Genomic DNA, 26,373 nt, shown 5'->3' on the forward strand with positions numbered 1-26,373 from the left:
AATAAATTAAAGCCCTGGGTTGGGTTTGGCGCAGCAGTATCCAGATGGAATTAACTTTATGATAAGCCACCTGTAATAAGTTAAAATACCTGATTAGTAATTAAAAACATAGATTTGTTAATTTTTGCGCAATATTTTTAATAAAAAAACAAACAGTTGGTACTCTTTTATGTTTAAGCATTTGAAACTTAAACACTATTAGCATTTATGAAAATCAAAGCATTAATATCCGGCTTATTAACGGTGGCAGGTTTAACAGCGGGTTTGAAAGCCAACGCGCAGTTTGGCAGTTTATTTCAAAAAGCAAAAGACAAAGCCGCCCAGAAAGCAAGCGAAGCCTTTGATAAAAAAACATCATCAACAAACACATCTTCTTCAAACGCGGGGGCAAACAAAGGCTCGAAGATTATTATCAGCTCGGGTTTTGACTTTGTACCTGGCGATACCGTATTATTTGCTGAGGATTTTGCAAGCGTACCCGTAGGCGCTTCAACCAAAACATTTAAAACCAATGGCTCGGCAACCATCGTATCGGTAAATACCGAAAGCGGCAAATGGCTTACCCTGGCTGATCAGGCTACCTATAAATTAAGCAAACAGCTTTTTTATCCTAAACATTTTACCGTTGAATTTGATATCCTCACCGCCGCCGATAAGATCAGCGATATATACCCGGTTAACTTTGGCTTTGTAACGGATAACAGCGTGCGCGATTACACCAGCAGCAGTGGCGCTTATGTAGCGCTTAAATATTATAACAATGATGATGTATCGGTAAACAGCGAATTTGTAAGCAAATACCTGAACAGCAATTTCGACCTCACCACATTTACCAACCGCAAAATGCACGTATCTATAGTTGTGGATGGCGAGAGGATGGTGGTTTATCTTGATCAAACCAAACTGGCCGATACCATTGCCTTTTTACCAACAACTGCCAAAAACCTGTACATCAGCGGCCCTATGCAGTACCAGAACGGCGCTAAAGCCATGGTAAGCAACTTTGTTATTAAGGGCTTTAAAAAAGCTTAAAAAAATTCATATTGTTTAAAAACGTCGGGATACTGAAGTTTTGATCAAAGTCCCGGCGTCTTATTTTACCGGTATAATGAAACTAATATAGCCATAACGGTTACTGCCCGGGGTTCAGCCTACGCCAGTACGGGCTTCAGCTCGGTCAGGTGCTTATTGTACCAGTTTACATGGTTGTATTGCGCGTTGATTTCGTAGATATTGGGTTTGAGCTTAAGCAGGTTAATAATGTCCTGGCACGAAAAGCGGTGGCAAACCGGGTAAAGCTCTTTAAAAACACGCTCAATAAAATAATAGTCTTCCGGATAATCGATGCCGAAACGGTGCGACATACTGTAATCTAAGCCGGTTTCCCAGGTGATGTTGCCGATATTAAAAATCAGCGGATTTTCGTAAATAAAAGGCGAGGTATGCTCCAGGTTGTTTGGGCGGCCTGCATTTTCCCAGGCTTGCTTCAGGCAGGCCATCGTCATTACTTCCACATCATTGCCATCAGGATAAGTGGCCGGTTGCAGGTTGCTTACATAATCAAACCTTTCGCTAAAAAAATACTCCAGTGCCTTATCAACAATGCGGGGGTCAATCAGCGGACAATCAGCAGGTATTTTTACAACCACTTTGGCATTAAAAAGCTTAGCTGCCTGGTATTGCCTGTCGAGCAGGTTTACAAGGCTGCCCCGGTAACACGGAATATCAAGGCTTTCCGCCTCTTTTACTATAACGTCATCTTCAGCACCTTCGGTGGTGGCAATTACAATTTCGGCCTGGTGCTGAATCATGCGCAGCCTTTCAATCATCCTGGCCAATAAACTTTTGCCCAACACCGGCAACATTACCTTACCATATAAACGGCTCGAAGCCATGCGGGCAGGTACAACTATCACTACATTCTCAACCATAATCTCCGGAAAATTTGAGGTTTATTTTTAATTATAATCGCGCTAAATGTATTACGGCAACATTTAAATATGGCGAAGTTTACATTATTAAATTGTTAACATCCTAACCTCCAAAAAAACAAAACCCGGCACAATACATGGCCGGGCTTTGCAACATAGGTAAAGGAAACTTAATAATAATAAACGTTGTTTTGAATATCGGCAGATAGCTTTTTGTAATCTGTTGCGGCAGCCAGGCCTTGCAGCCAAACGGTGTACACCGAGCCTGCGCGCAGGTTAACATTGGTAAGTGTTGCCAATACGGTTGTGGTGCCTTTTCTACGGATGTTGAGTGTGTAGTTCGAGGCCGCCTTGATGCTTACAAAATCAGAAACGCCCTTGTAAGCTTTGTTGGTAGCCAATACCGAATCCTTTGAAGTCACCAGGTCAATCGCGCCTGCGTCGGGGCTCAGGTTAGCCAGACGGATAGAGGCCATACCGGCGGCAGGTTGCTTGATGGAGTCGGTTACAAAAATAACATCGCGTTTACCGGCCGCGTTGGCAACATTGGCTACATATAACGAGTATAGTTTTTTAGCGGCGAGGGTAACGGTATCTTCGGCAATTTTTTGGCCCGAAGAAGCATCGTAAAAACTCGCGGTGCGTTTACCGGGATTGGCGCGGAGATAATCCAGCACATAACCGTAACGGAGAGGGATGTTATTGGCCCTGTTGGGCTGCAAAACAAAATCGATACCACCTGCATCGGGCGAAGCGTTGATAACCGATACAAGCGCTACGGGCTGTTCAACATAATCGTGATGATCATTTTTTAAGCATGAACTTAGTGTTGCCGCCAGCAAACACATCATCCCGATTATGCCTGCCCGCTGTGTTAATTTTTGCTGAACTGTTTTCATAAAATATAAAATATGGGTTGTAAACTGATATTTTAACTTTACGTAATCAGCAGGCATTACGCTACTCAGGGTTAAAAAAAATTAACCGCTTGTTGATTATGATAGTTACGTAAAGGCTTTTATTTTATTATACGCCGGAACAGAAAACCGTTTAATTTTTGGTAACGTATTTTGTAAGCCGGGAGCGCCTAAATGAAAGAGCCTCACCCCAGCCTTCTCCAAAGGAGAGGGAGCGCATTGTTTCTTAAAGTCCTCTTCTTTGGAGAGGATTTAGGTGAGGCTAAAATGAGTTTAAGGTTATTCAACTCCCATAAATTGATTTTCAGATAATTCTGATTCAGATCAATAACTTTTGTAAGGTTTTGACTGTTATTACGACAAAGTGGATATGAAAAAGTTAAATTTGTTATTACTGCCTTTTATACTGCTGGCAATCAACGCCTGCAGCCAGCGTAATGCCCATACCGATAACGACAAAACCGCCGATACCAAAACGTATCCGCAAGCCAAACCGGCAAGCTACTGGAAAAAGGTGCTATCGCCCGAAGCTTACGAAATTTTAGTGAACCGGGGCACCGAGCAGCCCTACCATAACCCCTACTGGAATAATCACGCCAAAGGTATTTATGTAAGCGCCGCGACTGGTAAACCGCTGTTCAGCTCGGATGCCAAATTTGATTCGGGTACCGGCTGGCCAAGTTTTTTTAAACCGATAGATCCTGGGGCCATCAAAATAGTGCGCGATACATCACTCGGTATGGTGCGCGATGAAGTGGTTGAAGCCGCTACCGGTTTGCACCTGGGCCATGTGTTTGACGACGGACCAGCGCCTACAGGCAAACGCTATTGCATGGATTCGTACGCTTTTAAATTTATACCGGCCGCCAGGTAACCTTTAATTTAAAAATGATGACAAAAAAATTGAATAACTGCCTGCTTGGTTTGCTGGTGCTGTTTGGTTGTGCCAATGCGCAAACACAGGGCAGCAGGGGTGGTGCGGGTTTTGCCGCACTACCTGAACCCGCCAAAAACCAGAAGGTGGCCACTTTTGCAGGAGGCTGCTTCTGGGCCTTATCAGAGGGCTTATCAGAATTGAAAGGTGTAACCAAAGTGGTATCTGGCTACGCGGGCGGTACCACTAAAAACCCTACTTATGAAGAGGTATGCGGTAAAGAAACCGGCCATGCCGAATCGGTACAGGTGTATTACGACCCTTCGGTGATTAGTTATGCTACCCTGGCCGAAGCTTTCTTTTACGCCCACGACCCCACAACTGTTGACAGGCAGGGGCCTGATGTTGGCGACGACTACCGATCGATAGCATTTTACCGCACACCCGATGAGAAGAAAACGCTGGAAAAAGTAATTGCAAAGGTTAACGCCACCCACCACTACAGCAACCCTATAGTTACCCAGGTTGTACCCTACAAGGTTTTATATCCTGCCGAAAGTTATCACCAGGGGTATTACTGCTCACATCCGGGCAGTTTCTATATTCAGCAGGTATCGGTGCCTAAAGTACTAAAGCTGCGCAAGGCGATGTACAACCAGCTGAAACGGGAGTTTCAGCATTAAAATATGAGGAGTGGTACGCCCTTAACCCTGTATCAAAACATTAATGAATACTGCCTGTTAAAATGGCGGTATTTTTTGTTTAAAGCGCTGTTCAATTTTATAAAATGACCTTATAATGAGATCATTTGTGGCGGCATTAAACAATACTGTCGTACCTTTAACTCACTAAATTAAACCCGAATTGATATGGCAACCACCGAAAGCATTCAGAACGCGTATATTGATTATGTACTTACCGAGGGCGAACAACCCAAATCGGTTTACATTTTCGCGAAGCAGAACCAGATGACCGAAGCTGAATTTTACCAGCTTTACGGATCGTTTGAAGCCGTGGAGCAGGGCATTTGGTCGGGCCTGGCCGATAAAACCTTGTCCGAAATCCGCGCGCAGGAAGTATGGGCCGAATATTCATCGCGCGAAAAAGCATTGTCGTTTTTTTACGGCTTTTTCGAGTTGTTAAAAAACAACCGGAGTTTTGCCGTTTACAGCGTTAAAAAACAACCCAAAGGTTTTACCACACCAAAGGTATTTGTACCCCTGAAGGAAACTTTTGAAAGCTTTGCCGATGAAATTTTGAAAGAAGGCATAGAAAGCACCGAACTGAGCGACCGTAAATACTTCTCTAAAAAATATAAAGATGCCCTATGGATCCAGTTTGTATTTGTTTTGAACTTCTGGATCAACGATAACTCGGCAAATTTTGAAAAAACCGATGAAGCCATTGAAAAAGGCATTAACGTAACCTTCGATCTGTTTCAGCGCTCGCCGATTGATAACATTTTGGAGTACGGAAAATTTCTGGTACAAAACGGCGGGATAAAAGACAGGATGGGATTTTAATAAAATATGGAAGAAAACAGCAAAGTCTCCCCTACAGGGGGCGATTTATCGGGGGCTCGTACCCCCGAACAAAACAGCATACCCACCACCAAGGTTGAACGCTCGGCAAAGTTTGTAAAAACGGGCATCAAGATAGGCGGTAACTATATTAAACATTATTCAAAAAAACTGTTTAACCCCAACCTCGACAGGTCGGAGCTGAATGAGGATAACGCAGCTGATATTTACCAGTCGCTAAGCGAACTTAAGGGCAGCGCGCTCAAGGTGGCACAGATGCTGAGTATGGATAAAAACCTGTTGCCGCAGGCTTATGTTGATAAGTTCACCCAATCGCAGTATAACGCGCCCCCGCTTTCGGGGCCGCTTATTGTACAAACTTTTAAAAAATATTTCGGCAAAAATCCCGACCAGATCTATGATAAATTCAACATCCGCTCTACCAACGCGGCTTCTATCGGCCAGGTACACCAGGCCGAGTTAAATGGCAAAAAGCTGGCCGTAAAAATTCAATATCCCGGCGTTGGCGATTCAATCTCGTCAGATCTGAAACTGATCAAGCCCTTCGCCTTCAGGATGCTGGGCATGAGCGAGCGCGAACTGGACGTGTATATGAAAGAGGTTGAAGAGCGCCTGCTGGAAGAAACAGATTACGAACTGGAAGTACGCCGTTCGGTTGAATTTTCAGAAGCCTGCGCCAACCTCGATAATGTGGTATTTCCCACATATTACCCGGAGTTAAGCAGTAAACGTATCATCACCATGGATTGGCTGGAGGGCAAACACCTGAAAGAGTTTTTAGCCACCAACCCATCGCAGGAGCTGCGCAACCGGATAGGCCAGGCCCTTTGGGATTTTTATAATTTTCAGCAGCACGAGATGCGCGCGGTACACGCCGATCCGCACCCGGGTAATTTCATGATCACACCCGGGGGTAAGCTTGGTGTGATTGATTTTGGCTGCATCAAGGTGATGCCCGACGACTTTTATTATCCGTTCTTTTCCCTTACATCAACCAACCTGCTTGACAATAAGGAAGAAACCATTAAAGCTTTCCGGCAGCTCGACATGATACACCATGACGATAGCCCGGCACAGGTGGAGTTTTATTATACCCAGTACAAGGAAATGATAGGCCTGTTTGCGCTGCCTTATATCACCGATACTTTTGATTTTAGCCAGGCCGCTTTTTTTGATCAGCTATACAGCTTCGGCGAACGCATTTCAAAAATGCCCGAATTTAAACAGGCGCGCGGTGTAAAGCATTTTATTTATGTTAACCGCACCAACTTTGGCTTGTATAATATTTTGCACGAACTAAAGGCCGAGGTTAAAACGGACACTTATAAGCCACATGTGGTATTAGAATATTGAGCAGTTGACACAGGGAAATGGCTTTTAACTTTTTTGTCATATTGAGCGTTAGCGAAATATCTTCAGCGGGTGCAAAGTCGCCTGCTTACAGGGCGAATACGATGTTTCACTACGTTCAACATGACAAATTGGTCTTTTTGAATAATGAATATCATTTCACCCCAAAACCGTCAAATTGGGAAACGTTTACAAAAACGTCAAAAGAGCGATTTTCCTGGCCGTTGTCGATGATGACAAATTAATTGAACAAATGGGTTATATTTGATCAGATCTATACCCACAAATGAAAGTACAATACCTTATTTTATTAACTGCTTTGCTGGCGGCCTGCAAATCAAAACCTGCCAAAATAAGCCAGGACACATTGAAAGTAAAAAACGTTAAAGTTTTGTCGGCCTCCTATAAAACACATACCAGGGCTAACCCCGCCGACGCCGATACCACGGCTACGGAAGAGCAGGATGAAGCTTACGCCGATTACTATGTTGTAATTGCCGATACCGGGCGCAACTATTATTCGCTGAGAGATAAGATGTTTGAGTTGAGCAAAAGCAAGGGCATTACTATTGATACGATGGACCGGTATTACGATAAAAAGAAAGACCTGATTAAGTTGCCCGATAATTACCCCGATGATGACATATTTGCCGGAGATTATTTTATGCGCCGAAATCCATCGGAAACTTTAAGCCTTGAATATCTCAATGCATACAAAGATAATTCCGACAAAAAAATGATAGCCCTTGTATCCGGCATTTATCAAACCAAAGCCGGTGCTGATAGTGCGGTTAAAGTTTTGCAACCCAGCAAAACAGCCTTTGCAATCAAATCAAAAATTTACGTAGGTTGTCTTCATTAATTTGCAATCATGAGTTGGGATGTAGTACTTTTTAATTCGACTGAAAAAATTACCGATCCGGCCGAGCTGAATGAAACCAAACTGGTATCTGTATCATTCACTGCAGTTTTTGAAGCCTACTTTGATAACATTGTAAAAGATGGGGATCACCTTGAAATTAAGGGCGATGGTTATACTATTGATTATTTTGGTGATAATGAACCGGCGAGCAACACCATGCTAAGTTTGTATGGCGAAGGGGCTATTTATCCGTTGATAGATCTGGCTATAAAAAACAACTGGCAGATATTTGATACTGGTCTCGGCGATATGATCAACCTTAATAATCCTTCTGTAAACGGATATCAAAATTTCCAGGCTTATCGTACCCATGTATTAAACCAGTACCAGCAACAGCCAAAACAAAACTGGTTCACCAAACTTTTTAAACGCAAACCATAAACAAACACATCCCCATGCCAATACTACAAAACACCTTTGTACACCACGTACATTTCTGGCTTAATAATAAAGCCGATAAAGATCAGCTGATAGCAGGTTTGAATACCCTGATCCCTATCCCACACATCCGCCACATCCATATCGGGGTGCCGGCCGATACCAACCGCGATGTGATCGACAGGTCGTACGATGTATCACTGCTGATCCTGTTCGATTCGCCGGAGGCGCAGGAAGCTTACCAGGTTGACCCTACCCATGTGATTTTCGCCGAGGAGTATGCCAAGCCGCTTTGTAGCAAAGTAGTGGTGGTTGATAGCGTAAACATATAAACTTCAAGGTTGAGGAAACCGGTATAAGGAAGCCTGAAATGAATGCCGGTCAGTTTTATTAAATTGCAGAAACTGCTAAACTCAAATAGAATGAGGTTGCTCAACAGCTAAAAATACTATATTATAAATAAGGCTAAATAGCATATATTTGGCCTTATTTAATTTTTACAACCTTACACATGTATTCACGCCTAACCTACCTTATTACATCAATTGCTTTATTTATTTCATTTCCAAAATCTTATGCGCAAACCGATAGTACCCGTTATGATCTGGGCAGGATACGGCTTGATAAAAAGTTTACGCAAAACATCACCATAAAAGCCGCCGACCTTGAGCGCCAGCCTTTTTCTAACCTGTCCGAAGCTATTAATGTTTGGCTTTATGGCACCTACACGCGTAGCAATAACGTGGTTTACGTAATAGACGGTAACCTGGTAAATGATGTAAACATTTATAATATTCATGATATTGAAGAGATAACCCTGATTCAAAACTCACTGATACAAGTTAATGGCGCTGCACCATTACAACAACTGGTGCTTATTAAAACCAGGCGCAAGCGTCCGGGTAAATCGGGCTTTGAGGTTGCGGGACAAGCAAACCTGGTTACGGTACGTAATAGTGAGGGCAATGCTAACGTGAAAAGCACAGCCAACCTGTTTCATCAATATTATGTATCGGGCTATAATAATACAGACAACATTAACTCGGGTTTCTCGGCCACTTATTTGCACGATGTTTCACCAATTTTAAAAACACCGTCTACTGATGTTGGCGCGCCGCTAAGTTTCGACAGGTTTAAGCTTAATGGTTATACTGATGTTAAATGGGGTGCAAATAACACCCTCGGGGCTACGGTTAATTTTGTACCGCAGATATCGAGGTTCAAATATGTTAATGCCAATATAAACCCTTACGTTGGCGATCCTACCTATAGCTTACAAACCAACGCTGCCGACCATGGCAGGCAAAATCTTTTTAATACCAATATTCAATTTAACTCGCAGCTTGCAAAGGGGTTAAAAAATACGTTTTCGGCAACGTATAATCACTATTCATACCATCAACATTACGCTTTTAACGTTCAAACCGTAAGCGGCAGCAATGGCTACCGTTCCAATTATCTCGACAGCAATTTCCATTCAAGAAAAGTTTACCTGTTGCAGGATAACCTAAGCTACCGTAAAACCACCGGAGCCTTTACCTTTGAGCCGTCAGTAAATTTCAGCTACCGTTACACCCGCGATTCGCTTAGCAATTCAACTTACAAGGCTAATTACTACGGAAACGACCTAAATAACCCCGGCAGTTATTTCCGCAACACCGATCGTAGTTACTATAAGCGTAAAAACTATCTTTTATTGCCCTCGCTAAGCATCCTCTACAAAAACAGTATCAATCTGCAAGGCGGCATTTTAGCCATGTTAGATACCAGGAAAAGCCTTAACCTGCAGGATACAACTCACCTTAAACGTATTTTCCCTTTTGCCACGGTAAGCGTTAACATATCATCCCTAACAGGCATTAAAGCGGTGGGCATTAAATTACACGCATCATACACCAAACAAAACATACTTTCGCAGGCAGGTAATACACAGCTTTCGGGGGTAGATCCCGTTTACGCCAATCCGCTTGTTACAGAGATTTTCGTGGGCAGCGACTATAATACTCAATCCTACCCAACCCCAGGCTACAACCCATTAAAAGCGTTTAACAATTATGTAGCTGGAGCCGACATTGAGATTACTAAACTTGTTTCGGTTAATTACACTTTTGAACGGGGTTACCTGCTAATCCCTTTCATTTATGATTACACTTATACGGGTACTCCCATAAGCTATACCGTATTTGCCGATACGAAATATACCACAAACCGCATCGGTTTAAATTTCAATATCATTAACAAGCCAAACACCCGCTTTATCAGCGGTATTAACACCAATAATATCAACCTTAAAACCCTAAAGCTTATTTCGCCTGTTAATATGGGCAATAAAATATGGACAGGCGGTTGGGTTAACCGTTTAGAACATAATAACATTTTTGCAGGGCTTGATGTATTGTACCAAACCGGCAAAGGCAATTCCGCTTATGCCAATGCAACGCCCTATCCGTCAATAATTGGGCAGGGAGCAAATTCATTTTCGCTACAAAATGTTTACTTTGGCTGTAAGCTTAAAACACACCAATTTAAAAACATGGAAGTATTTGCAGACGGGCGTAACCTATGGCAAAACAAAAAATCTATCATAACCGACAACCGCAGGTTTTATGGTCTTGGATTTAAGTTAGGCTTATAAAACACCCCGCCCTGTTTGTTGTTTGAATATACATGAAAGTTTTACTTGCAGGCGCTAACGGATATATAGGTACAAGGCTCATTCCGGTTTTACTGGAAGCGGGCCATGACGTGGTTTGCCTGGTGCGCGATAAACGCCGCTTTCATGAAAAAAGCGATTATAGCGAAAGGGTAACCCTCATTACAGGCGATTTGCTGAAGGAAAAGAATGTAGAAGCTTTTCCTGCCGACATCGACGCGGCTTATTACCTGGTGCATTCCATGTCGCAATCGCCGGATTTTACCGCGCTCGAAGCGCTTTCGGCCCATAACTTTGTTACCGCGCTTGATAAAACCAACTGCAGGCAAATCATTTTTTTAAGCGGGATCACTAACGACGAAAAGCTATCCAAACACCTCGAATCAAGGCGGCACGTTGAAGATGTTTTGCAGGAAGCCAGGGCGGCGCTCACTGTTTTAAGGGCGGCTATCATTATAGGCTCAGGCAGCGCTTCGTTCGAGATCATCCGCGATCTGACAGAGAAGCTGCCCGTGATGACGGTGCCACGCTGGGTGAATACCCGCTGCCAGCCTATAGGCATCCGGGATGTGTTGGGCTATCTGCAGGGTGTGCTGCTTAACGAAAAAGCATTTAACCGCACCTTCGATATCGGCGGGCCGGATATCCTTTCTTTTAAACAAATGATGCTTACCTATGCCGAGGTGCGCAAACTGAAAAGGTATATCATCATTGTACCGTTCCTGTCGCCCAAAATATCGTCATACTGGTTATATTTTGTCACTTCAACCAGTTATAGCCTTGCCCAGAGCCTGGTTGACAGCATGAAGAACGAAACCATCATGCACAATCACAATATTGACGAGGTAGTGCCGCGCCAGTGCCTTACCTATAAAGAATGCCTCGAACTCGCTTTTGTTAAGATAGAGCAAAACTCTATCGTGTCCAGCTGGAAAGACGCGTTTAATCAGGGTTACCTTAACCCCGGTTTTATGGACCAGATTAAGGTACCGCAAAACGGCACCCAGGAATACAAAGTGAAAATGCCTTTTGAGCGCCCGGCAGATGAAGTGTTTACCAACGTACTATCCATAGGGGGCGACCGCGGCTGGTATTACTGGGACTGGATCTGGAACATCCGCGGTTTTTTGGATAAGATTTTTGGCGGGGTGGGATCGCGCAGGGGGCGCACCAGCAATGTTTATATTTCGCCCGGCGATGTGATAGACTTTTGGCGGGTACTGCTGGTAGACCGCGAGAACAAACGCCTGTTGTTATATGCCGAAATGAAGCTGCCCGGCGAAGCCTGGCTGGAGTTTAAAATAATTGAGCGCAACAATAAAAAAAGCTTAAGCCAGGTAGCCACCTTTAGGCCCAATGGCTTGTGGGGTCGGCTGTATTGGTATGCCATGTGGCCTTTTCACCTGTTTATATTTAACGGCATGGCGCGGGAGATTGTAAATTACCATTGATGGTCATTTCGCGTTGCGGTCATTGGGTCATTAAGTCATTTTTGATTTGCGGAATATGGCGTTTACGCACCCTATATTCCATTTCACCGGAATCCCTCTCTGCGGCATGCCGCAAAGAGGAAAAAAATAAAAAAATTAAAACCCCGGCTTTACGCGCAGCGTAGAGAGGGGTGACAAGCGCAGCGATGCCGGGGTGAGTAAACGAGGCGATGAGCAACGTACACAAGCCTCTTAAAATGAAAATGATCCGAAAAATAATGACCCAATGACGCGCAGCAAATGACACAAGGTAAATGACCCAATCACACGCAGCAAAAGAAACGTAAAATGAAAAACATATTATTAACCGGCGGTTCCGGATCATTAGGCAGGCACCTTACTAAAGCATTGCTGGCTAAAGGTTATACCGTGAGCCATTTAAGCCGTAAAGCGGGTAATATTCCCGGCGTAAAAACTTTTACCTGGGATATTGACAAAGGTACTATCGACCAAAACTGCATCGATGGCGTTGATACCATAGTGCACCTGGCCGGATCGGGTATTGCCGAAAAACGCTGGACAGATGCACGCAAACAAGACCTTATTGATAGCCGGGTAAAATCCATCGGGTTAATTTATCATCTGCTGGAGCGGAAACAGCACCAGGTTACATCGGTAGTATCGGCATCGGGCATTGGTTATTACAGCGACCGCGGCGATGAACTGATGTTTGAAAGCAGCACGCCGCTTGCTGATTTTATTTCGCAATGCTGTGTGCTTTGGGAAACCGCGGTTAGCGAAGGCGAAAAACTTGGCCTGCGTGTATTAAAATTCCGTACAGGTGTAGTGTTAGATAAAAACGGCGGCGCATTGCCAACCCTGGCTAAACCTGTTAAACTATACGTAGGTTCGCCCCTGGGCAGCGGCAAACAGTGGGTTTCCTGGATCCACTGGCAGGATGTGTTGGATATGTACCTGATGGGGATTGAAAACCGTGATCTGCATGGCGTTTACAATATGGTAGCCCCCAATCCGGTAACCAACAAACAACTGACACAAGCTGTAGCCAAACAACTGCATAAACCATTATGGGCGCCTAACGTGCCCGGCTTTGTGTTGAAACTGATTTTGGGCGAGATGAGCACTATTGTATTGGGCAGCACTAAAGTATCGGCCAAAAAAATTGAAGATGCCGGTTTTACCTTTAAATATGCCGATGTAGATGCGGCATTAACCGAGATTTATGGATCATAAAACACCTGTAAATATATTCTGGTTCCGCCGCGATTTGCGGCTTGATGATAATACCGGGTTATACCATGCGCTTAAAAGCGGCAACCCGGTACTGCCGGTTTTCATTTTTGATAAAGAGATATTGGATAAACTGGAAGATAAGGATGACGCCCGTGTTACCTTCATTTACCAGACTATTGAAAAACTGGCTGCCGAACTGCATGAACATGGCGGCAACCTGCTGGTAATCTATGACGGGGCCATCAATGCCTGGGAGCATCTCATCAAAAAATATAACATCGGCGAAGTTTATACCAACCACGATTATGAGCCCTACGCCACCCAACGCGATGAAGCCGTGCGAAAAAAACTGGATAAACACGGTGTTATCTTTAAAACGTATAAAGACCAGGTAATATTTGAAAAAAACGAGGTTGTAAAAGACGATGGCAAGCCCTATACCGTTTATACCCCCTACCAGCACAAATGGTACAGCAAACTGAAGCCTTTTTACCTGAAAAGCTATCCCACCAAAAAATACCTGCATAACCTGCATCAAAGCAAACAACTGCCCATACCCACGCTCGGGGATATGGGCTTTGAAAAAAGCGCTTTATCCCTGCCTGACAAAAAGTATGAGGATGTGATACAGGATTATAAGCACCGCCGCGATTTCCCGGCCATTAAAGGCACATCGCGCATTGGCATGCACCTGCGCTTTGGCACGGTAAGCATCCGGGAACTGGCCCGCACAGCCCACTCCTATAATGATAAAACATGGCTTAATGAATTGATTTGGCGCGAGTTTTATATGATGATCCTGCACCACTTTCCGCATACCATGGATCATGCCTTCAGGCCCGAGTATGACCGTATTGAATGGATCAATAACAAAGACCAGTTTGATGCATGGTGCAGGGGTGAAACAGGCTTCCCCATTATTGATGCCGGTATGCGCGAGCTGAATGCCACCGGGTTTATGCATAACCGGGTACGGATGATAACAGCCAGTTTTTTATCGAAAGACCTGCTGATTGACTGGCGTTGGGGCGAACGCTATTTTGCCCGTAAACTGTTAGATTACGAAATGGCCAGCAACGTAGGTGGCTGGCAGTGGGCGGCCGGTTCTGGCACCGACGCGGCGCCTTACTTCCGGATCTTTAACCCTGAGGCGCAAACCAAAAAATTCGACCCGGAACTGAAGTACATCAAAAAATGGGTTCCGGAATATGCCGACTTCGGCAAATATCCAAAACCCATTGTTGATCACGCCTTCGCGCGCGACAGGTGTTTAGCGGCTTTTAAAAAGGCGTTGAAGTAAGTTAAACTTTAGTTAGTTACAGTAGCTATAGTAAAGTCGAAATACAATATCACATTAGGCCCGATAGAGCCACTACCTGAAGTACCGTAGCCAAACCTTGATGGAATGATCATAGAGATTGCAGCGCCGGCAGTTTGTCCCTGTAGTGCTTCCTGAACGCCTTTGGCCAGGTCGCTAACGGTAAAAGAGTTTGAGGTTGCGCCCTGGTTGGATGTACTATCAAATACATTATCATTTAAAAACTTACCCGTGTAGCTACAGGTTATATAGGAATCGCTGTTAATCAAATCAACGCCTGTGCCTGGTGTGGCAACTTTAATATAAACACCATCTGCAGTTTTGGTAAAACCGGTAAGCCCTTTGGTCTTGATATAGCTTTTTATAACTGCATCGTCATAAACTTCCTGGTTTGATACTACGTTCACATAATAATCCAGGCTTTGGTTACCGCCAACGTGGCTGTTGGCGTTGCTCGAACTGCCTAACCCGAAACCGCCTATGCCATAGGCAAGGCGCGATGGGACAATTATCCTGGCGGACGTGCCCTTGTATTTGATGAGATCATGAACAGCTTTTTGCAGGCCCGAGGGCAGCGGCGGGTAACTTGTTGTTGGCTGAAAGCCGGTTACGTGCCCCAGGTAACCGTAAAAGTGGTTCAGATTAAGCGAATCAGTAGAGATATATTTGCCATCAAGCGAGCGCATGGTATACACAAATGATACCTGGTCGGAATATTGCATGGGCGTTGTGCTGGTGCCCGGCGATAGTATTTTATAATAAATTCCGGAGGTATCACCGCCTACCGTATCGCGCTGCATGCCGGTAATACCGTTAGCTGCAATATAGTTTTTGATCTGGGTATCGTCGTATTGCTTAATATCGGGGTCGTTCCGGTCTTTGCGGCACGATATCAGGCCTATAGAGATGAATAGTAAGAGCGTAAAAGTAATTTGTTTCATTTATTGTTTATTTATCCGGCCACAAGTTAATTCACTCCTTTTGGCCCCTTATTTTATTTAACCGGTTATCCGGCTTTTAATTAGTAACGTTATACAGTTGGATTTGAAAATCCATTACCGAATTGGCCGGTAATTTTAACGAATCCTGCGGATATGGCCCATACGCGTACCTTGACGGTACCAATAAACGTACATTGCCGCCCGGCTTAATTTGCGGTATACCCAACTGCCAGCCTTTAATCACACCGCCCAATGTATAAGTGGGGTGAAACTTGTCGGTTTGTGCAACCACCGTTCCGGATGTTAAAATCCTTGCGGTATAACCCACGGTAACCTGAGTCGAACTGGTGTAAAGCACGTTGCCGGTGCCTTGCTCGCCTGACTTAACGATGTAATATACCCCGGTTGTATCTATCCTTTTGGCATTTAAACCAGGGTTGGCGGCAATATAATCGCTCACTATCTTATCATCAATAGCGGCCTGCGCCCGGTATTGTACCAGGGGGTCGACACCTGATTTACCACAGCCATATGTTATGGCGCTTAACAGCAATAAAACTAACAGGATCCTGTTCATCAATTTAAAAGGCAAATTTATTCTTTTAAAACAGAAAAACGGCAGCTTAACACTTTTTAACAATTAATAAAAGGAAAGCGTGTTTTTAAACTTAAACACCGGAGTGCTTGGAGGTAGAACGTTTGATTTTATGTAAAAGTGTATTGAAAAGTATTTGTTCATGTGCATGGTTCGCTATTGCTTCATACCTTATCATGACGCTTTAGCATTGACCAGTTTCCTTAAGGTTTATAATTCACCGTAAGCTTATTTAACTTCTTCAGCGTTTCAATCAGGTGGTTTTTATCCGCTTCGCTGATGTTGGCATCAAGATAGTTATTGAACTGCCTTACAATTACGCGGGCCTGGTGGCGTTTCTCTTTGCCCAGGGGGGTTAAATAAATTTTCACCGAGCGCTTATCCCCTTCATTGCTTTCGCGGTAAATAAGCCCGGTGGTTTCCAACTGGCTGAGCATGCGCGACAGGCTGGTTGATTTTAAACCCAGCAGGGCCGCCGCCTGTGATACGGTGGTACCTTCCTTTTCGTCGATATTGATAAGCAGGTAACCTATAGATTGGGTAATGCCAAACTCAGTAACCAGCTGATTATACCGGTTAGCCATGGTTTGCCACACTATTTTCAAAAAATAGTCGATGGTTTCCTGGTGTTTTACATTGTTATGCATGCATACCAAACGTAGTAAATGGATGTGGAATAACCAAATTTAAGTCCGGAGTTGAAAGTTCTAAGTCAATAGTTACTTTATTTAAAGCGGGGCTTAAGGCTACCAACTAAAGACTTTTAACTTAAAACCCCAAAGCTGTATCATCCCCCCTCGGGTCGGCGCCGCCTTCGTAATAGCCCCATTGGGTTTTCAGGATGGCATCTACACGGCCCATGGCCCTGGTAGTAACTATTTTGTACCTTTTACTTTCCAGTTTTTTAACGGTGGCGCTGTCTATGCCATCCCTTTCTATGGTCACCTCATCGGGCAGCCACTGACTGTGAAATCGTTTTGCAGATACGGCCTGCTGCATGCTTTTGTCAAACTCGATCACGTTTAAAATGGTTTGAAATACCGAAGTTATGATGGTTGAGCCGCCGGGCGTACCCACCACCATAAACAGTTGCCCGTCCTTTTCCACAATTGTGGGCGTCATTGACGATAGCATGCGTTTTCCTGGCTGGATGCTGTTGGCCTTACCGCCAATTAACCCGTACATATTGGGCACACCGGGTTTAGAACTGAAATCATCCATCTCGTTATTGAGCAGGAACCCGGCGCCCTGTACAAATATCTTGGAGCCGAAGGTATCGTTAAGCGTGGTGGTAACGGATACGGCATTACCCTCCCGGTCAACAATAGAATAGTGCGTGGTTTGGTCGCTTTCATACCCCACAAAGCTGCCGGGCTGTATGCTGGTACTTGGAGTTGCGGCATCCCAGCTAAAACTTTTCATTCGGGCGGCGATATATTCCGGTCGCAGCAGGCTATCAACCGGCACCTTATAAAAATCAGGGTCGCCAAGGTATTTGGAACGATCGGCATAAACCCTGCGCTCAGCCTCAACCATTAACCTGATGGTGGAGTCTTGGTTATGGCCATATCGTTTTAAAGGAAAAGGCTCTACCGATTTTAACAATTGCAGCAAGGCTATCCCCCCGCTTGACGGCGGCGGCATCGTGATAACTTTATAATTTTTATACTTTCCAATGATGGCATTGCGCCATACCGCGCGGTAGGCTTTTAAATCATCTTTGGTAATCAGCCCATCGCCCTGCTTCATTTCGGCTACAATCATATCAGCCACGGGGCCGTCATAAAAACCATCACAGCCCTTATCACGAATCTGTTCGAGTGTTTTGGCCAGGTCTTGTTGTATTAAGATATCGCCTTCCTTCCATCCTCCTTCTTTAAGCAGGTAGCTTTTACCCGGGTTGAGCTTTGTAAATTTTCCGGCAGCCCAATTCAGATCAGAAGCGAGGTGTTGGGTTACTTTAAACCCGTTAAGGGCAATATTAATGGCGGGTTGCACCAGGTCGGCCCATTTCAGTTTGCCGTATTTTTTGTGCGCTTCGGCCATACCGGCTACCGAACCGGGAACACCCGAAGCTTTGTGCGTGTAAAGGCTCATATCAGGCACCACGTTTCCTGCCGAATCGAGGTACATATCAGCGTTGGCGGCCCGGGGGCCTTTCTCCCTAAAATCGAGCGTATTGGTTTTGCCGTTTTTTGACCGGTATACCATAAACCCACCACCGCCAATATTGCCGGCTTCGGGAAGGGTAACGGCCAGCGCAAACTGTACCGCAACGGCAGCATCTACGGCGTTACCGCCTTTTTTTAAAACATCAAGCCCAACCTGTGCGGCATCGGGATAAGCGCAAACCACCATACCATTGCGGTATTGTGCGCTGTTGTTTTGCCCCAATTGCCCCCGTACGCAGCCGGCCTGTAAAACAACCGCCATGATCAGGAAGGACAACAGGTATTTTGGTGCGGATAACTTATGGGAAAACTGAATCATTACCGGTTATAAATTTTTCTAAAATAAGCTATTGAAGCTCATGAATCAACAAGCCCTAAGCTATTCTTTACAACTGAAAATCAGAGCTATCTCCATGCAATTGCTATGTTTTTGTTACAAAACAGCATAAAAAAGTAATTTAGCCGTTTAATTGCCGGTGCATTATATTTTAAACTTGCTATAAACAAGCAGGCAATTTTGGTGTTACCGCTACATTATCATTTACTTAAATTCATCTGCATGAACAAATTAAAGTACATCCTATTACTTTCCGTAGCTTTTTTAGTTATCGGCAAAAAATCACAGGCACAGGATTATCAAACCGCCATTGGCTTAAAATTCGGCGCTTACGAGGTTGGTCCCTCCATTAAATACTTTACGGATAAAAATACCTCCCTCGAAGGTATCATTGGCATCCGCGATCATGGTGTGGTATTTACCGGCTTGTATGAAAAAAGCACAACGGCCTTTAATGTTGATAAACTGAGCTTTTATTACGGTTTCGGCGGTCACCTTGGTTCGGTTGGCAGCGGCTATTACAAACGCCTGGGCGGCGATGATGAGTATTACAGCGGCAAACATATTTTAATTGGCGCCGATGCCGTTGTTGGCCTCGAATACGTGATTCCCAACGCACCGATCGCCATCAGCCTTGACCTTAACCCACGCCTTGAACTGGCCCGCGGACCATTCTTTGACATCGCGCCGGGATTGGGCCTGAAATATACTTTTTAATCTGAATCAGCATTTGTCTGAACCGGAATTTTAGAGAAATTATCAATTTACAGAAATAGCTTGATTTTCCGTCAATTCATTAATCCAACAATTTCAGGTTCAGACATTTGTATATCAACCCAATCAAAAACAATCAACAGCCAAAACCGGCGTAATCAAAGTCAATCGGTGTAATCCCAACAAAAAAATCCGAAATCGAACATCCGAAATCCGAATTTAGCTTATCACTTCACCACAATAAACTTCCGGCCGTAAACCTTTTTTCCCAACAGCACTTTCATGATATAAACGCCCGGCAAATATTTAGCTACATTTACCTGGGTGCTGTATCTGCCTTTTGAAACATTATCGTTATTGGTGAACAAAGTTTGCCCGGATTGGTCGACAATAGATAAACTCAGTGCGCCTGCACCGGGTGCAGTAAAAGTTACATTCAGCACATCTTTGGCCGGTACCGGGAAAACGTTCAGTTTAATCTCGCTGTTATCACCAACTCCACCATCACGCGCGTAAAAAACCTTGTCCGATTCGGCAATGCAGCCGTTAGACAGCGTAACCTGTACCGTATAATAGCCGCTTTGCACGGGCTGGTAAGTAGCGGCAGTAGCCCCGTCTATCACTGCCCCGTTCAGCAACCACTGGTTTCCATCGGCAAAGCTTGAAGTGAGGGTATTGCCGTTTTGCGTAATTACCGGCTTGCTCAACGTAACCGGTTTTCGTACAGCCGAAGGGCAACCCAGGCTTTGCACTTTCATATCATAAAAATAATAATAGAACCCTTTATAGGTAGTCGTATCGCCGTTGTTGCTGGTGGCCCCGTTACCTGTAATACTGAAAATGTTGCCTATTTTAAAAGGGTAACCGTTTACACCTCCATTATTACGGAATATGGTAGCGCTATCGGCAAAATCAACCGATATCTGGTAGTCTCCGGCGGCAGGTAATTGCAGGTTAAGGTCATAAACCCTGCCCTGGTCGTTAGGGTCGTCGGGCTGCGCGCCTGTCAGGGGCGTGGTACGCGTAGCAACAGCATCAATGCTTGTTGAGGATACGATTTGCCCGTTAGCATTAGCCACATTAAAAGTGATTTTGCCCGGGTAGCCTATGTACAACCTGGCGCTTTGTATCAGCACAGGTGCGGCCGTATGCACACTTACATATGGTGTAAACTGGTTGTACCCTCCTGCCGTAAATACATTTTTGGTAGCCGGACCAATGCTGCCTTTAAAATCGTTAACACCGGCATAAAAAGTATTATTAACCGGAGCCTGGCTGGTAATTGCTTCCGATCCGGCGGCTACCGGCAGCGCATCATTAGCGTTTTGATACCAGAAAACAGTACCATCGCCTGTTCCGAATAGCTGGTACTGGTTGCTTGCGGAGCAATAATAAGCGCTCAAATTGCCGATGGTTGCAGGCGGGTTAACTGTAATATTGGCTGTTACGGTATTGTTGCTGCTAACCGGATCGCCGGTAAGCCTGCTGGTGGCCGTAACGGTGTATGATGCCCCGGCCACGGCGTTAAACTGACCGTTTAAGGTAAAATTATCTTCGGCAGATGGCTGCAGCGTGCTTTTATAGGTATCGGTATAGGTGGTGGTTACGTTATTGGCATCGGTAATGGTAACTATTACCGGGATATTTCTGATGGCGGCGTTACCGAAGTTTTTAAGCCTTACGGTAACCGGTGTACCTGCCGAACAGGTGCCCCCCGCTCCGGGACTAACAATGGATATGACACCGGCATCTATGCCGGTTTGTAAAAATTGTACGCGGTAATCCTGGGTTTCACCTTTTGCATAGGTGCCGCAGGCTTTTACGGTAGCGGCATCGCTTGTTTCGGCAAGCACTACGCGCATCAAACTGTAAGCGCCCGCCGTAACCGTGCCCGGTACAGTAATGTTGGTGTTGTATGTTCCGGTGGCATTGATGATACCTGTTGTAGCTACCAATTCGTTATCCTCAAAAACGCCGTTGGCGTTCCAGTCAATAAATACTTTGGCGGCTTTGTTAAAGTTATTGCCGCAGGTGCCTAAGGTGATACTTAGCGGGTAGGTTTTGGCCTGCTCAAGCTGTGCTGTGAGGTTGGTATAATCCGAATAGCTTTTACATCCGGCGGCCGGTGTGTGATCGATATTAGCGAGTTTAAAATTGTTCACCCGCGAATCGGCATCGGATAACGGGGCCGAAGCGCAGTACGCCGCGCCGCCTACCCCGGTAACAATAAGTGAATAAGCCTGCGACCCGGACCTTAACGTACCCTTATGTGATACCGTAATGGTATAAGTACGACCTGGAACTGAGTTAGGAATATAAACCTGCTCAATGTTATCGCGGATGTTATCACCCTTAGTAGCTGCCAGGCCCGGCTTATCCGGATCAAGCACCCAGGGGCTGAATGTGGTAGTGCCATCGCTTACGCTGATATCAAGGTCATTCACCAGCTTGGGGGTACGGTTATTGATAACACCTTCGGTGGTGGCGGTGCCTTCAGGGTCTGTCCATGATATGGTGGCTGCCAGGAGGGTACTGCCCGATGCTATTACCTTATAGGTTTGGGTTTGGCCCTGTACCAATGTTTTTTCGCTAACCATACTTTTGCCGCCGTTATCGGTAATGGCCTGCGCGGCGGCCGTCATATTAAGCAAACCCCAGCCATAAATATAATCGGGGCCTATGTTGCCTGCATCAAAAGCGGTATGGCAAACCAGGCCCTTTAAAGTGGCCGAGCGCATAAAGGCCCCGTTATTTTTTTTTGCATAATATTCCTGCAATAAGTACAATGACCCGGTAACATTAGGCGATGCCATGGATGTGCCGGATAAGGCGAGGTACGATGTGGTATTGTCAATTCCTACAGAAAGCACGTTCACGCCATCGGCAACCAAATCCGGCTTAATACGGCCATCATCTGTAGGCCCCCAGCTGCTAAAGGGGGCAATGTTTACATCTGCGCGGTTTTTGGGGCCATATAAAAGCGGATACACCGCGCCTACCGTTATCCCGTTTTTTGAGTTACCGGTTGTGCTGATAATATCGTACCCATCATTATTGCTGATGCCTTCCGGCCGGGCGCCTTTACTAACCATGGTTTGATCGGTGCGACTTTTATAGCCGTAATAAGTTTGCCCTACGGCCGGCCCGTTATCCTGGCGGGCGTTACCGGCCGATGCAACAATGAGATAATACGGCGCGTTGTAGGCTATCTTATCCCAATTGGCGGTTTTAGCATCATAAAAGCCAAAATTGTAATCCACCGAGTCGCCGGGCAGGCCATTCCACTCCCAGCGGCCGTCGGTATCATTGTAATCCCAACCGGCAACAATACCGTACGAGTGATTGGAAAGCAGCAGGTTGGCCGCGGCGGCGCTCATTTCGGTTTCATCGTCATTAAAATCGTACGATTGTAAGGTTGTTGCACCAAAGGCCATACCTTTGGCAGGCGCGTACACCCCTTTAGCGATCATGGTACCGGCTACGTGTGAGGAGTGATCATTGATAGCCGCGGTATTTTTAAGGGTTATCGTTTTGCCCGAAAACTCCTGGTGTGCCCGGTACACAGACCCGCCATCCCAAATGGCCAGCTTACCCGACAGAAAATCTGACGAGCCCGATAAATTTAAACCTAACGAACCGCCGGGCTGCAGGTTGTTGGTACCCGTTGTGGCCGCGGCCGTAGTATTGTTGTGCGTAGTTAAATATACCGGAAAGCCCAGCTTGTTAACCCCCTGCAAAACAATGAGGTTACCTTTACGGTTATGGCGCGTTAATGTCCAGCCATGGGTTTGGGCAAGAGATACCGCTTTGTTGTATGATGCTTTATTTTCAGCGCTTGTTTGGTTGGAGAGTTTGTTAAGTTCGGCCTTGCCGGTTGCGCTTACCAGGGGTTGTTGTGCAAAGATGCTGCCGGTTGCGCATAGCATCAAAAAGCAAAAAGAAACGGCTGTATAAAGTTTATTCATTGGTTTGAAAGATAGGCAATTTATACACTTGTTTCATTTTGCTGCGCGTCATTTATTTCGTGTCATTGGGTCATTTTGCTTTGCGTCATTAGGTCATTTGCTTTGCTTCTTCAATAACGTATTGAAAAATGACTTAATGACCTAATGATGCGAAGCGAATGACCTATCATAAAAAATGACCTAATGACACGAAGTAAATGATGGGTTACGACAAATATTTACCCACAATAGGCATCCTCCTGCCCATACCAAACGCTTTTGGCGATACCCTTAAAATAGGTGGGGTTTGGTAACGTTTATGCTCGGCCGAGTTGGTGAGTTTGATCACCCTGCGTACAGTGGCTTCATCGTACCCCATGCGGATGATTTCGGCCGATGAACAGCGGTTTTCAATGTATTCGGCTAATATTTTATCCAGCACATCATATTCAGGCAGCGAATCAGTGTCTTTTTGATCTGGCCTCAATTCGGCAGACGGTGGTTTAATGATGGAGTTTACGGGGATGATCTCCTTATCGCGGTTAATATACCTTGCCAGCTCAAAAACCTGGGTTTTATAAACATCGCCGATAACCGAGATCCCGCCGCACATATCGCCATACAAAGTACCATAACCAACCGCTGCTTCGCTCTTATTACTGGTATTCAGCAATATATAACCAAATTTATTACACATAGCCATCAGCAATACAGCGCGGCTGCGCGATTGGATGTTTTCTTCGGCTATATTGAACGGCAAGCCGTCAAACTGCGGGTGCAGGGCGGTTTCAAATGCCTCGGTGATACTTTTAATCGGCACTACTTCATGCTTGCAGCCCAGGTTTTCCACCAGGTCGAGCGCGTCCTTCAATGAATGATCTGTCGAGAACCGCGAAGGCAATAATACGGCCATTACATTTTGCGGCCCCAAAGCCTCGGCAGCCAGGGCGCATACTACGGCCGAATCAATACCGCCCGATAAGCCCAATATAGCCTGCTTAAAGCCCGATTTATAAAAGTAATCACGAATGCCCAATAAAATGGCCTGGTAAATCTGCTCGATATCGCCCGGGCGTTCGGCTTTGATGGTTGTGGGATGATCAAAGCTTAATGTGTTATCAGCGTTCAGGGTATAAAAAGCAAGCGTTTCTTCAAAATAAGGTAATTCATCAATCACCTTGCCTGTGCTGTCAAAAACCAGCGAACCGCCATCAAAAATCAATTCGGTTTGCGCGCCTACGTGGTTTACATATAATAATGGCAACTGATAGCGGCCGGCGTTATCGCTCAATATCTCAATACGTTCCTCATCATGATTATAGGCAAACGGCGAGGCAGCTATGTTAATCATCACATCCGGCTTCTGGTGGATCAGCGTATCCATCGGGCGGGTAACGTACAGCGGGTTCTCGATGGTATTCCAAAGGTCTTCGCATATGGTGAGGGCGATGCGCTTGCCCTTAAAATCAATACAGCTAAACTCTGTTGATGGTTCAAAGTAGCGGTACTCGTCAAATACATCATAGTTTGGCAACAGCGCTTTGTTCACTACTGCCTTCACTTTGCCATTCTCAATAAAATAAGCCGAATTGCTCAGATCCTTACCCTCCGTTTTATGGTTAGGTGTTGGCAACCCTATAATGCAGGCCATATCAACACATGCTTCGGCTATTTTTTTGGCAGATTCATCACAAAGACCGATAAACTCGTCAAACTCCAAAAAATCGCGCGCAGGGTAACCGCAAACGCATAGCTCGGCAAATACCACCAGGTCGGCGCCTTGATTTTTAGCCTTGATGATATGGTCGATTATTTTTTGGGTGTTTGATTCAAAGTTACCTACGTGATAGTTAAGCTGTGCTAACGCGATTTTCATAAGTATATATTTTTTAGTCGGTAGTCTAAAGTTTTTAGTCAAAAGTATGAACTGAATACTTGCGACTTAAGACTTACAACTTTGGACTGTTAACTTAGCAACATTATGCAAATAAAATTACTTTTGCCTCAATAAGGATAAAAATGAGTTCTACCCGGTTTACAGCAAAGCAAATTTACTTAATTTTTTTCATCGCCCTTGTATTCGGCAGTTGCCGCGACAGCAAAAAAGTTGACCTGAGCAATATTAAGGTTGATGTTAAAATTGAGCGCTTTGATCATGATTTTGACGCCATGCATACCAAACCCATGGCTACGCAGGCTGCATACCTGCAAAAAACTTACGGCACCTTTTATACCGATTTTATCCAACGCATTTTACAGGCCGGGAGTGCAAAAGATACCGCATACTTTGAAACACTGCGAAAAGTATTTGCCGGAAAGGCGTACACCGACCTGAAACATGATGTTGATGCCGCCTACCCCAACATGGATAAGCCTGAGGCCAGCCTTACCGAAGCTTTTAAATACATTAAATACTATTATCCGCAAAAGCGTTTGCCGCGGGTTTACGCCTACATATCTGGTTTCCAGGCGCAAACCAGTATTGGCGATGGCTATTTCGCTATCGGTATCGATTTGTTTTTAGGGGCCGATTCGAGGTTTTACCCTTCGTTAACCGATGCTTTTCCGCATTACCTTTCCAGGTGGTTTACGCCTGATAATATCACACCGAGGGTAGTTGAGGGGATGGCCCGCGAGGAGATGTTTCCTGAAAATGATGCTGACAAAGCCTTGCTGAATAAAATGATTTATAACGGTAAGATCATGTATTTTATGGACAGGGTTTTGCCGGATGTGGCCGATAGCACCAAAATCCGTTACACCACGCAGCAATTGCAATGGTGCCATGATTTTGAAGGTAAAATCTGGGGATACTTTTTAGAAGAAAACCTGCTTTACGAAACCGATTACCCCAAAATTCAGCGGTATTTAACCGAGGCGCCTTTTACGCCTGGCCTGGGCGAAAAAAACGATTCGGCCCCTAAACTGGCCGTGTGGACGGGCTGGCGGATAGTGCGTAAGTATATGGAAAAGCACCCCGATGTTACGCTGCAGCAATTGATGGCCGATAAGGATGCCCAGAAGATCCTGAACGAATCGGCCTATCACCCCAAATAAAAAGCAACAAAAAAGCGCCTCCGGAAACCGAAGGCGCTTTTTATAT

23 protein-coding genes are annotated in these 26,373 nt (G+C 45.1%); 14 read left to right on the forward strand and 9 right to left on the reverse strand.

Going from position 1 to position 26,373, the window contains the following annotated elements; translation table 11 throughout:
- The first annotated feature begins 207 nt into the window (after window positions 1–207).
- The gene (locus LX99_RS19830; RefSeq protein ID WP_109609411.1) at window positions 208–1,032 is read left to right on the forward strand and encodes a hypothetical protein; all 825 of its coding nucleotides are present in this window, start codon (window positions 208–210) and stop codon (window positions 1,030–1,032) included.
- A gap of 119 nt (window positions 1,033–1,151) precedes the next feature.
- On the opposite strand, the gene LX99_RS19835 is transcribed toward LX99_RS19830, so the two are convergent.
- Both LX99_RS19835 and LX99_RS19840 read right to left on the reverse strand, forming a co-directional pair.
- Entirely contained in the window at window positions 1,152–1,931 is a 780-nt protein-coding gene (locus LX99_RS19835) for a cytidylyltransferase domain-containing protein (RefSeq protein ID WP_109609412.1), read from the reverse strand.
- 170 nt (window positions 1,932–2,101) lie between these two features.
- Window positions 2,102–2,830 carry a DUF4397 domain-containing protein gene (locus tag LX99_RS19840; protein ID WP_170122749.1) on the reverse strand — a complete coding sequence of 243 codons (729 nt, stop codon included), beginning with the start codon at window positions 2,828–2,830 and terminating at the stop codon, window positions 2,102–2,104.
- 388 nt (window positions 2,831–3,218) lie between these two features.
- Between LX99_RS19840 and msrB the strand changes: the two genes are divergently transcribed.
- The 9 genes from msrB to LX99_RS19885 all read left to right on the forward strand — a co-directional run bounded on the left by msrB (window position 3,219) and on the right by LX99_RS19885 (window position 12,017).
- Window positions 3,219–3,722 carry a peptide-methionine (R)-S-oxide reductase MsrB gene (msrB, locus tag LX99_RS19845; RefSeq protein WP_109609414.1) on the forward strand — a complete coding sequence of 168 codons (504 nt, stop codon included), beginning with the start codon at window positions 3,219–3,221 and terminating at the stop codon, window positions 3,720–3,722.
- Window positions 3,723–3,736: 14 nt separating this feature from the next.
- Window positions 3,737–4,405 carry a peptide-methionine (S)-S-oxide reductase MsrA gene (gene msrA / locus LX99_RS19850; RefSeq protein ID WP_245927968.1) on the forward strand — a complete coding sequence of 223 codons (669 nt, stop codon included), beginning with the start codon at window positions 3,737–3,739 and terminating at the stop codon, window positions 4,403–4,405.
- Window positions 4,406–4,591: 186 nt separating this feature from the next.
- Window positions 4,592–5,245 (forward strand): TetR family transcriptional regulator C-terminal domain-containing protein, encoded by a 654-nt coding sequence (locus tag LX99_RS19855; protein ID WP_109609416.1) that lies wholly within the window; start codon window positions 4,592–4,594, stop codon window positions 5,243–5,245.
- Between the two features lie 6 nt (window positions 5,246–5,251).
- Window positions 5,252–6,616 (forward strand): ABC1 kinase family protein, encoded by a 1,365-nt coding sequence (locus LX99_RS19860; RefSeq protein WP_109609417.1) that lies wholly within the window; start codon window positions 5,252–5,254, stop codon window positions 6,614–6,616.
- A gap of 283 nt (window positions 6,617–6,899) precedes the next feature.
- Window positions 6,900–7,475, forward strand: a complete 576-nt coding sequence (locus LX99_RS19865) for a hypothetical protein (RefSeq protein WP_109609418.1) — start codon at window positions 6,900–6,902, stop codon at window positions 7,473–7,475.
- A 9-nt stretch (window positions 7,476–7,484) separates the two neighbouring features.
- Complete coding sequence (locus LX99_RS19870) at window positions 7,485–7,916, forward strand: hypothetical protein (RefSeq protein ID WP_109609419.1); 432 nt, start codon at window positions 7,485–7,487, stop codon at window positions 7,914–7,916.
- Window positions 7,917–7,930: 14 nt separating this feature from the next.
- Window positions 7,931–8,245 (forward strand): Dabb family protein, encoded by a 315-nt coding sequence (locus LX99_RS19875; protein ID WP_022834281.1) that lies wholly within the window; start codon window positions 7,931–7,933, stop codon window positions 8,243–8,245.
- 179 nt (window positions 8,246–8,424) lie between these two features.
- Window positions 8,425–10,548, forward strand: coding sequence for a hypothetical protein (locus LX99_RS19880; RefSeq protein WP_109609420.1), 2,124 nt, complete (start codon window positions 8,425–8,427; stop codon window positions 10,546–10,548).
- A 32-nt stretch (window positions 10,549–10,580) separates the two neighbouring features.
- Window positions 10,581–12,017, forward strand: a complete 1,437-nt coding sequence (locus LX99_RS19885) for an SDR family oxidoreductase (RefSeq protein WP_109609421.1) — start codon at window positions 10,581–10,583, stop codon at window positions 12,015–12,017.
- A gap of 19 nt (window positions 12,018–12,036) precedes the next feature.
- Here the strand turns inward: LX99_RS19885 and LX99_RS25395 are convergent, their stop codons facing one another.
- A complete protein-coding gene (locus tag LX99_RS25395) occupies window positions 12,037–12,303 on the reverse strand; it encodes a hypothetical protein (protein WP_146203172.1) in 267 nt (88 codons plus the stop codon).
- 41 nt (window positions 12,304–12,344) lie between these two features.
- On the opposite strand from LX99_RS25395, the gene LX99_RS19890 reads away from it, so the two are divergent.
- Complete coding sequence (locus LX99_RS19890) at window positions 12,345–13,250, forward strand: TIGR01777 family oxidoreductase (protein WP_109609422.1); 906 nt, start codon at window positions 12,345–12,347, stop codon at window positions 13,248–13,250.
- The gene (locus LX99_RS19895) at window positions 13,240–14,550 is read left to right on the forward strand and encodes a cryptochrome/photolyase family protein (RefSeq protein WP_109609423.1); all 1,311 of its coding nucleotides are present in this window, start codon (window positions 13,240–13,242) and stop codon (window positions 14,548–14,550) included. The genes LX99_RS19890 and LX99_RS19895 overlap by 11 nt, the downstream gene beginning before the upstream one ends.
- Before the next feature lie 8 nt (window positions 14,551–14,558).
- Here the strand turns inward: LX99_RS19895 and LX99_RS19900 are convergent, their stop codons facing one another.
- The 4 genes from LX99_RS19900 to ggt all read right to left on the reverse strand — a co-directional run bounded on the left by LX99_RS19900 (window position 14,559) and on the right by ggt (window position 18,594).
- Complete coding sequence (locus tag LX99_RS19900; RefSeq protein WP_109609424.1) at window positions 14,559–15,509, reverse strand: FKBP-type peptidyl-prolyl cis-trans isomerase; 951 nt, start codon at window positions 15,507–15,509, stop codon at window positions 14,559–14,561.
- A gap of 76 nt (window positions 15,510–15,585) precedes the next feature.
- Window positions 15,586–16,086, reverse strand: coding sequence for an FKBP-type peptidyl-prolyl cis-trans isomerase (locus tag LX99_RS19905; protein ID WP_146203173.1), 501 nt, complete (start codon window positions 16,084–16,086; stop codon window positions 15,586–15,588).
- Between the two features lie 221 nt (window positions 16,087–16,307).
- Window positions 16,308–16,751 (reverse strand): MarR family winged helix-turn-helix transcriptional regulator, encoded by a 444-nt coding sequence (locus LX99_RS19910; protein ID WP_109609426.1) that lies wholly within the window; start codon window positions 16,749–16,751, stop codon window positions 16,308–16,310.
- A gap of 121 nt (window positions 16,752–16,872) precedes the next feature.
- Window positions 16,873–18,594, reverse strand: a complete 1,722-nt coding sequence (gene ggt / locus LX99_RS19915) for a gamma-glutamyltransferase (protein ID WP_109609427.1) — start codon at window positions 18,592–18,594, stop codon at window positions 16,873–16,875.
- A gap of 240 nt (window positions 18,595–18,834) precedes the next feature.
- Here ggt and LX99_RS19920 point away from each other — a divergent pair, with 240 nt between their 5' ends.
- A complete protein-coding gene (locus LX99_RS19920) occupies window positions 18,835–19,329 on the forward strand; it encodes a hypothetical protein (protein ID WP_022833576.1) in 495 nt (164 codons plus the stop codon).
- Window positions 19,330–19,553: 224 nt separating this feature from the next.
- Here the strand turns inward: LX99_RS19920 and LX99_RS19925 are convergent, their stop codons facing one another.
- Entirely contained in the window at window positions 19,554–23,291 is a 3,738-nt protein-coding gene (locus tag LX99_RS19925; protein ID WP_109609428.1) for a S8 family serine peptidase, read from the reverse strand.
- 205 nt (window positions 23,292–23,496) lie between these two features.
- Entirely contained in the window at window positions 23,497–25,146 is a 1,650-nt protein-coding gene (locus LX99_RS19930; RefSeq protein ID WP_109609429.1) for an NAD+ synthase, read from the reverse strand.
- 143 nt (window positions 25,147–25,289) lie between these two features.
- Here LX99_RS19930 and gldB point away from each other — a divergent pair, with 143 nt between their 5' ends.
- Window positions 25,290–26,327, forward strand: coding sequence for a gliding motility lipoprotein GldB (gene gldB, locus LX99_RS19935; protein WP_109609430.1), 1,038 nt, complete (start codon window positions 25,290–25,292; stop codon window positions 26,325–26,327).
- The last annotated feature ends 46 nt before the right edge of the window (window positions 26,328–26,373 follow it).

This window comes from Mucilaginibacter oryzae (assembly GCF_003148845.1).
In the GTDB taxonomy this organism is placed as follows: domain Bacteria; phylum Bacteroidota; class Bacteroidia; order Sphingobacteriales; family Sphingobacteriaceae; genus Mucilaginibacter; species Mucilaginibacter oryzae.

Excerpts from the sequence above, each read along its gene's own strand:
- LX99_RS19830 (WP_109609411.1), top strand. The coding sequence starts at position 208 with ATGAAAATCAAAGCATTAATATCCGGCTTATTAACGGTGGCAGGTTTA.
- LX99_RS19835 (WP_109609412.1), bottom strand. The coding sequence starts at position 1,931 with ATGGTTGAGAATGTAGTGATAGTTGTACCTGCCCGCATGGCTTCGAGC.
- LX99_RS19840 (WP_170122749.1), bottom strand. The coding sequence starts at position 2,830 with ATGAAAACAGTTCAGCAAAAATTAACACAGCGGGCAGGCATAATCGGG.
- msrB (WP_109609414.1), top strand. The coding sequence starts at position 3,219 with ATGAAAAAGTTAAATTTGTTATTACTGCCTTTTATACTGCTGGCAATC.
- msrA (WP_245927968.1), top strand. The coding sequence starts at position 3,737 with ATGATGACAAAAAAATTGAATAACTGCCTGCTTGGTTTGCTGGTGCTG.
- LX99_RS19855 (WP_109609416.1), top strand. The coding sequence starts at position 4,592 with ATGGCAACCACCGAAAGCATTCAGAACGCGTATATTGATTATGTACTT.
- LX99_RS19860 (WP_109609417.1), top strand. The coding sequence starts at position 5,252 with ATGGAAGAAAACAGCAAAGTCTCCCCTACAGGGGGCGATTTATCGGGG.
- LX99_RS19865 (WP_109609418.1), top strand. The coding sequence starts at position 6,900 with ATGAAAGTACAATACCTTATTTTATTAACTGCTTTGCTGGCGGCCTGC.
- LX99_RS19870 (WP_109609419.1), top strand. The coding sequence starts at position 7,485 with ATGAGTTGGGATGTAGTACTTTTTAATTCGACTGAAAAAATTACCGAT.
- LX99_RS19875 (WP_022834281.1), top strand. The coding sequence starts at position 7,931 with ATGCCAATACTACAAAACACCTTTGTACACCACGTACATTTCTGGCTT.
- LX99_RS19880 (WP_109609420.1), top strand. The coding sequence starts at position 8,425 with ATGTATTCACGCCTAACCTACCTTATTACATCAATTGCTTTATTTATT.
- LX99_RS19885 (WP_109609421.1), top strand. The coding sequence starts at position 10,581 with ATGAAAGTTTTACTTGCAGGCGCTAACGGATATATAGGTACAAGGCTC.
- LX99_RS19890 (WP_109609422.1), top strand. The coding sequence starts at position 12,345 with ATGAAAAACATATTATTAACCGGCGGTTCCGGATCATTAGGCAGGCAC.
- LX99_RS19895 (WP_109609423.1), top strand. The coding sequence starts at position 13,240 with ATGGATCATAAAACACCTGTAAATATATTCTGGTTCCGCCGCGATTTG.
- LX99_RS19900 (WP_109609424.1), bottom strand. The coding sequence starts at position 15,509 with ATGAAACAAATTACTTTTACGCTCTTACTATTCATCTCTATAGGCCTG.
- LX99_RS19905 (WP_146203173.1), bottom strand. The coding sequence starts at position 16,086 with ATGAACAGGATCCTGTTAGTTTTATTGCTGTTAAGCGCCATAACATAT.
- LX99_RS19910 (WP_109609426.1), bottom strand. The coding sequence starts at position 16,751 with ATGCATAACAATGTAAAACACCAGGAAACCATCGACTATTTTTTGAAA.
- ggt (WP_109609427.1), bottom strand. The coding sequence starts at position 18,594 with ATGATTCAGTTTTCCCATAAGTTATCCGCACCAAAATACCTGTTGTCC.
- LX99_RS19920 (WP_022833576.1), top strand. The coding sequence starts at position 18,835 with ATGAACAAATTAAAGTACATCCTATTACTTTCCGTAGCTTTTTTAGTT.
- LX99_RS19925 (WP_109609428.1), bottom strand. The coding sequence starts at position 23,291 with ATGAATAAACTTTATACAGCCGTTTCTTTTTGCTTTTTGATGCTATGC.
- LX99_RS19930 (WP_109609429.1), bottom strand. The coding sequence starts at position 25,146 with ATGAAAATCGCGTTAGCACAGCTTAACTATCACGTAGGTAACTTTGAA.
- gldB (WP_109609430.1), top strand. The coding sequence starts at position 25,290 with ATGAGTTCTACCCGGTTTACAGCAAAGCAAATTTACTTAATTTTTTTC.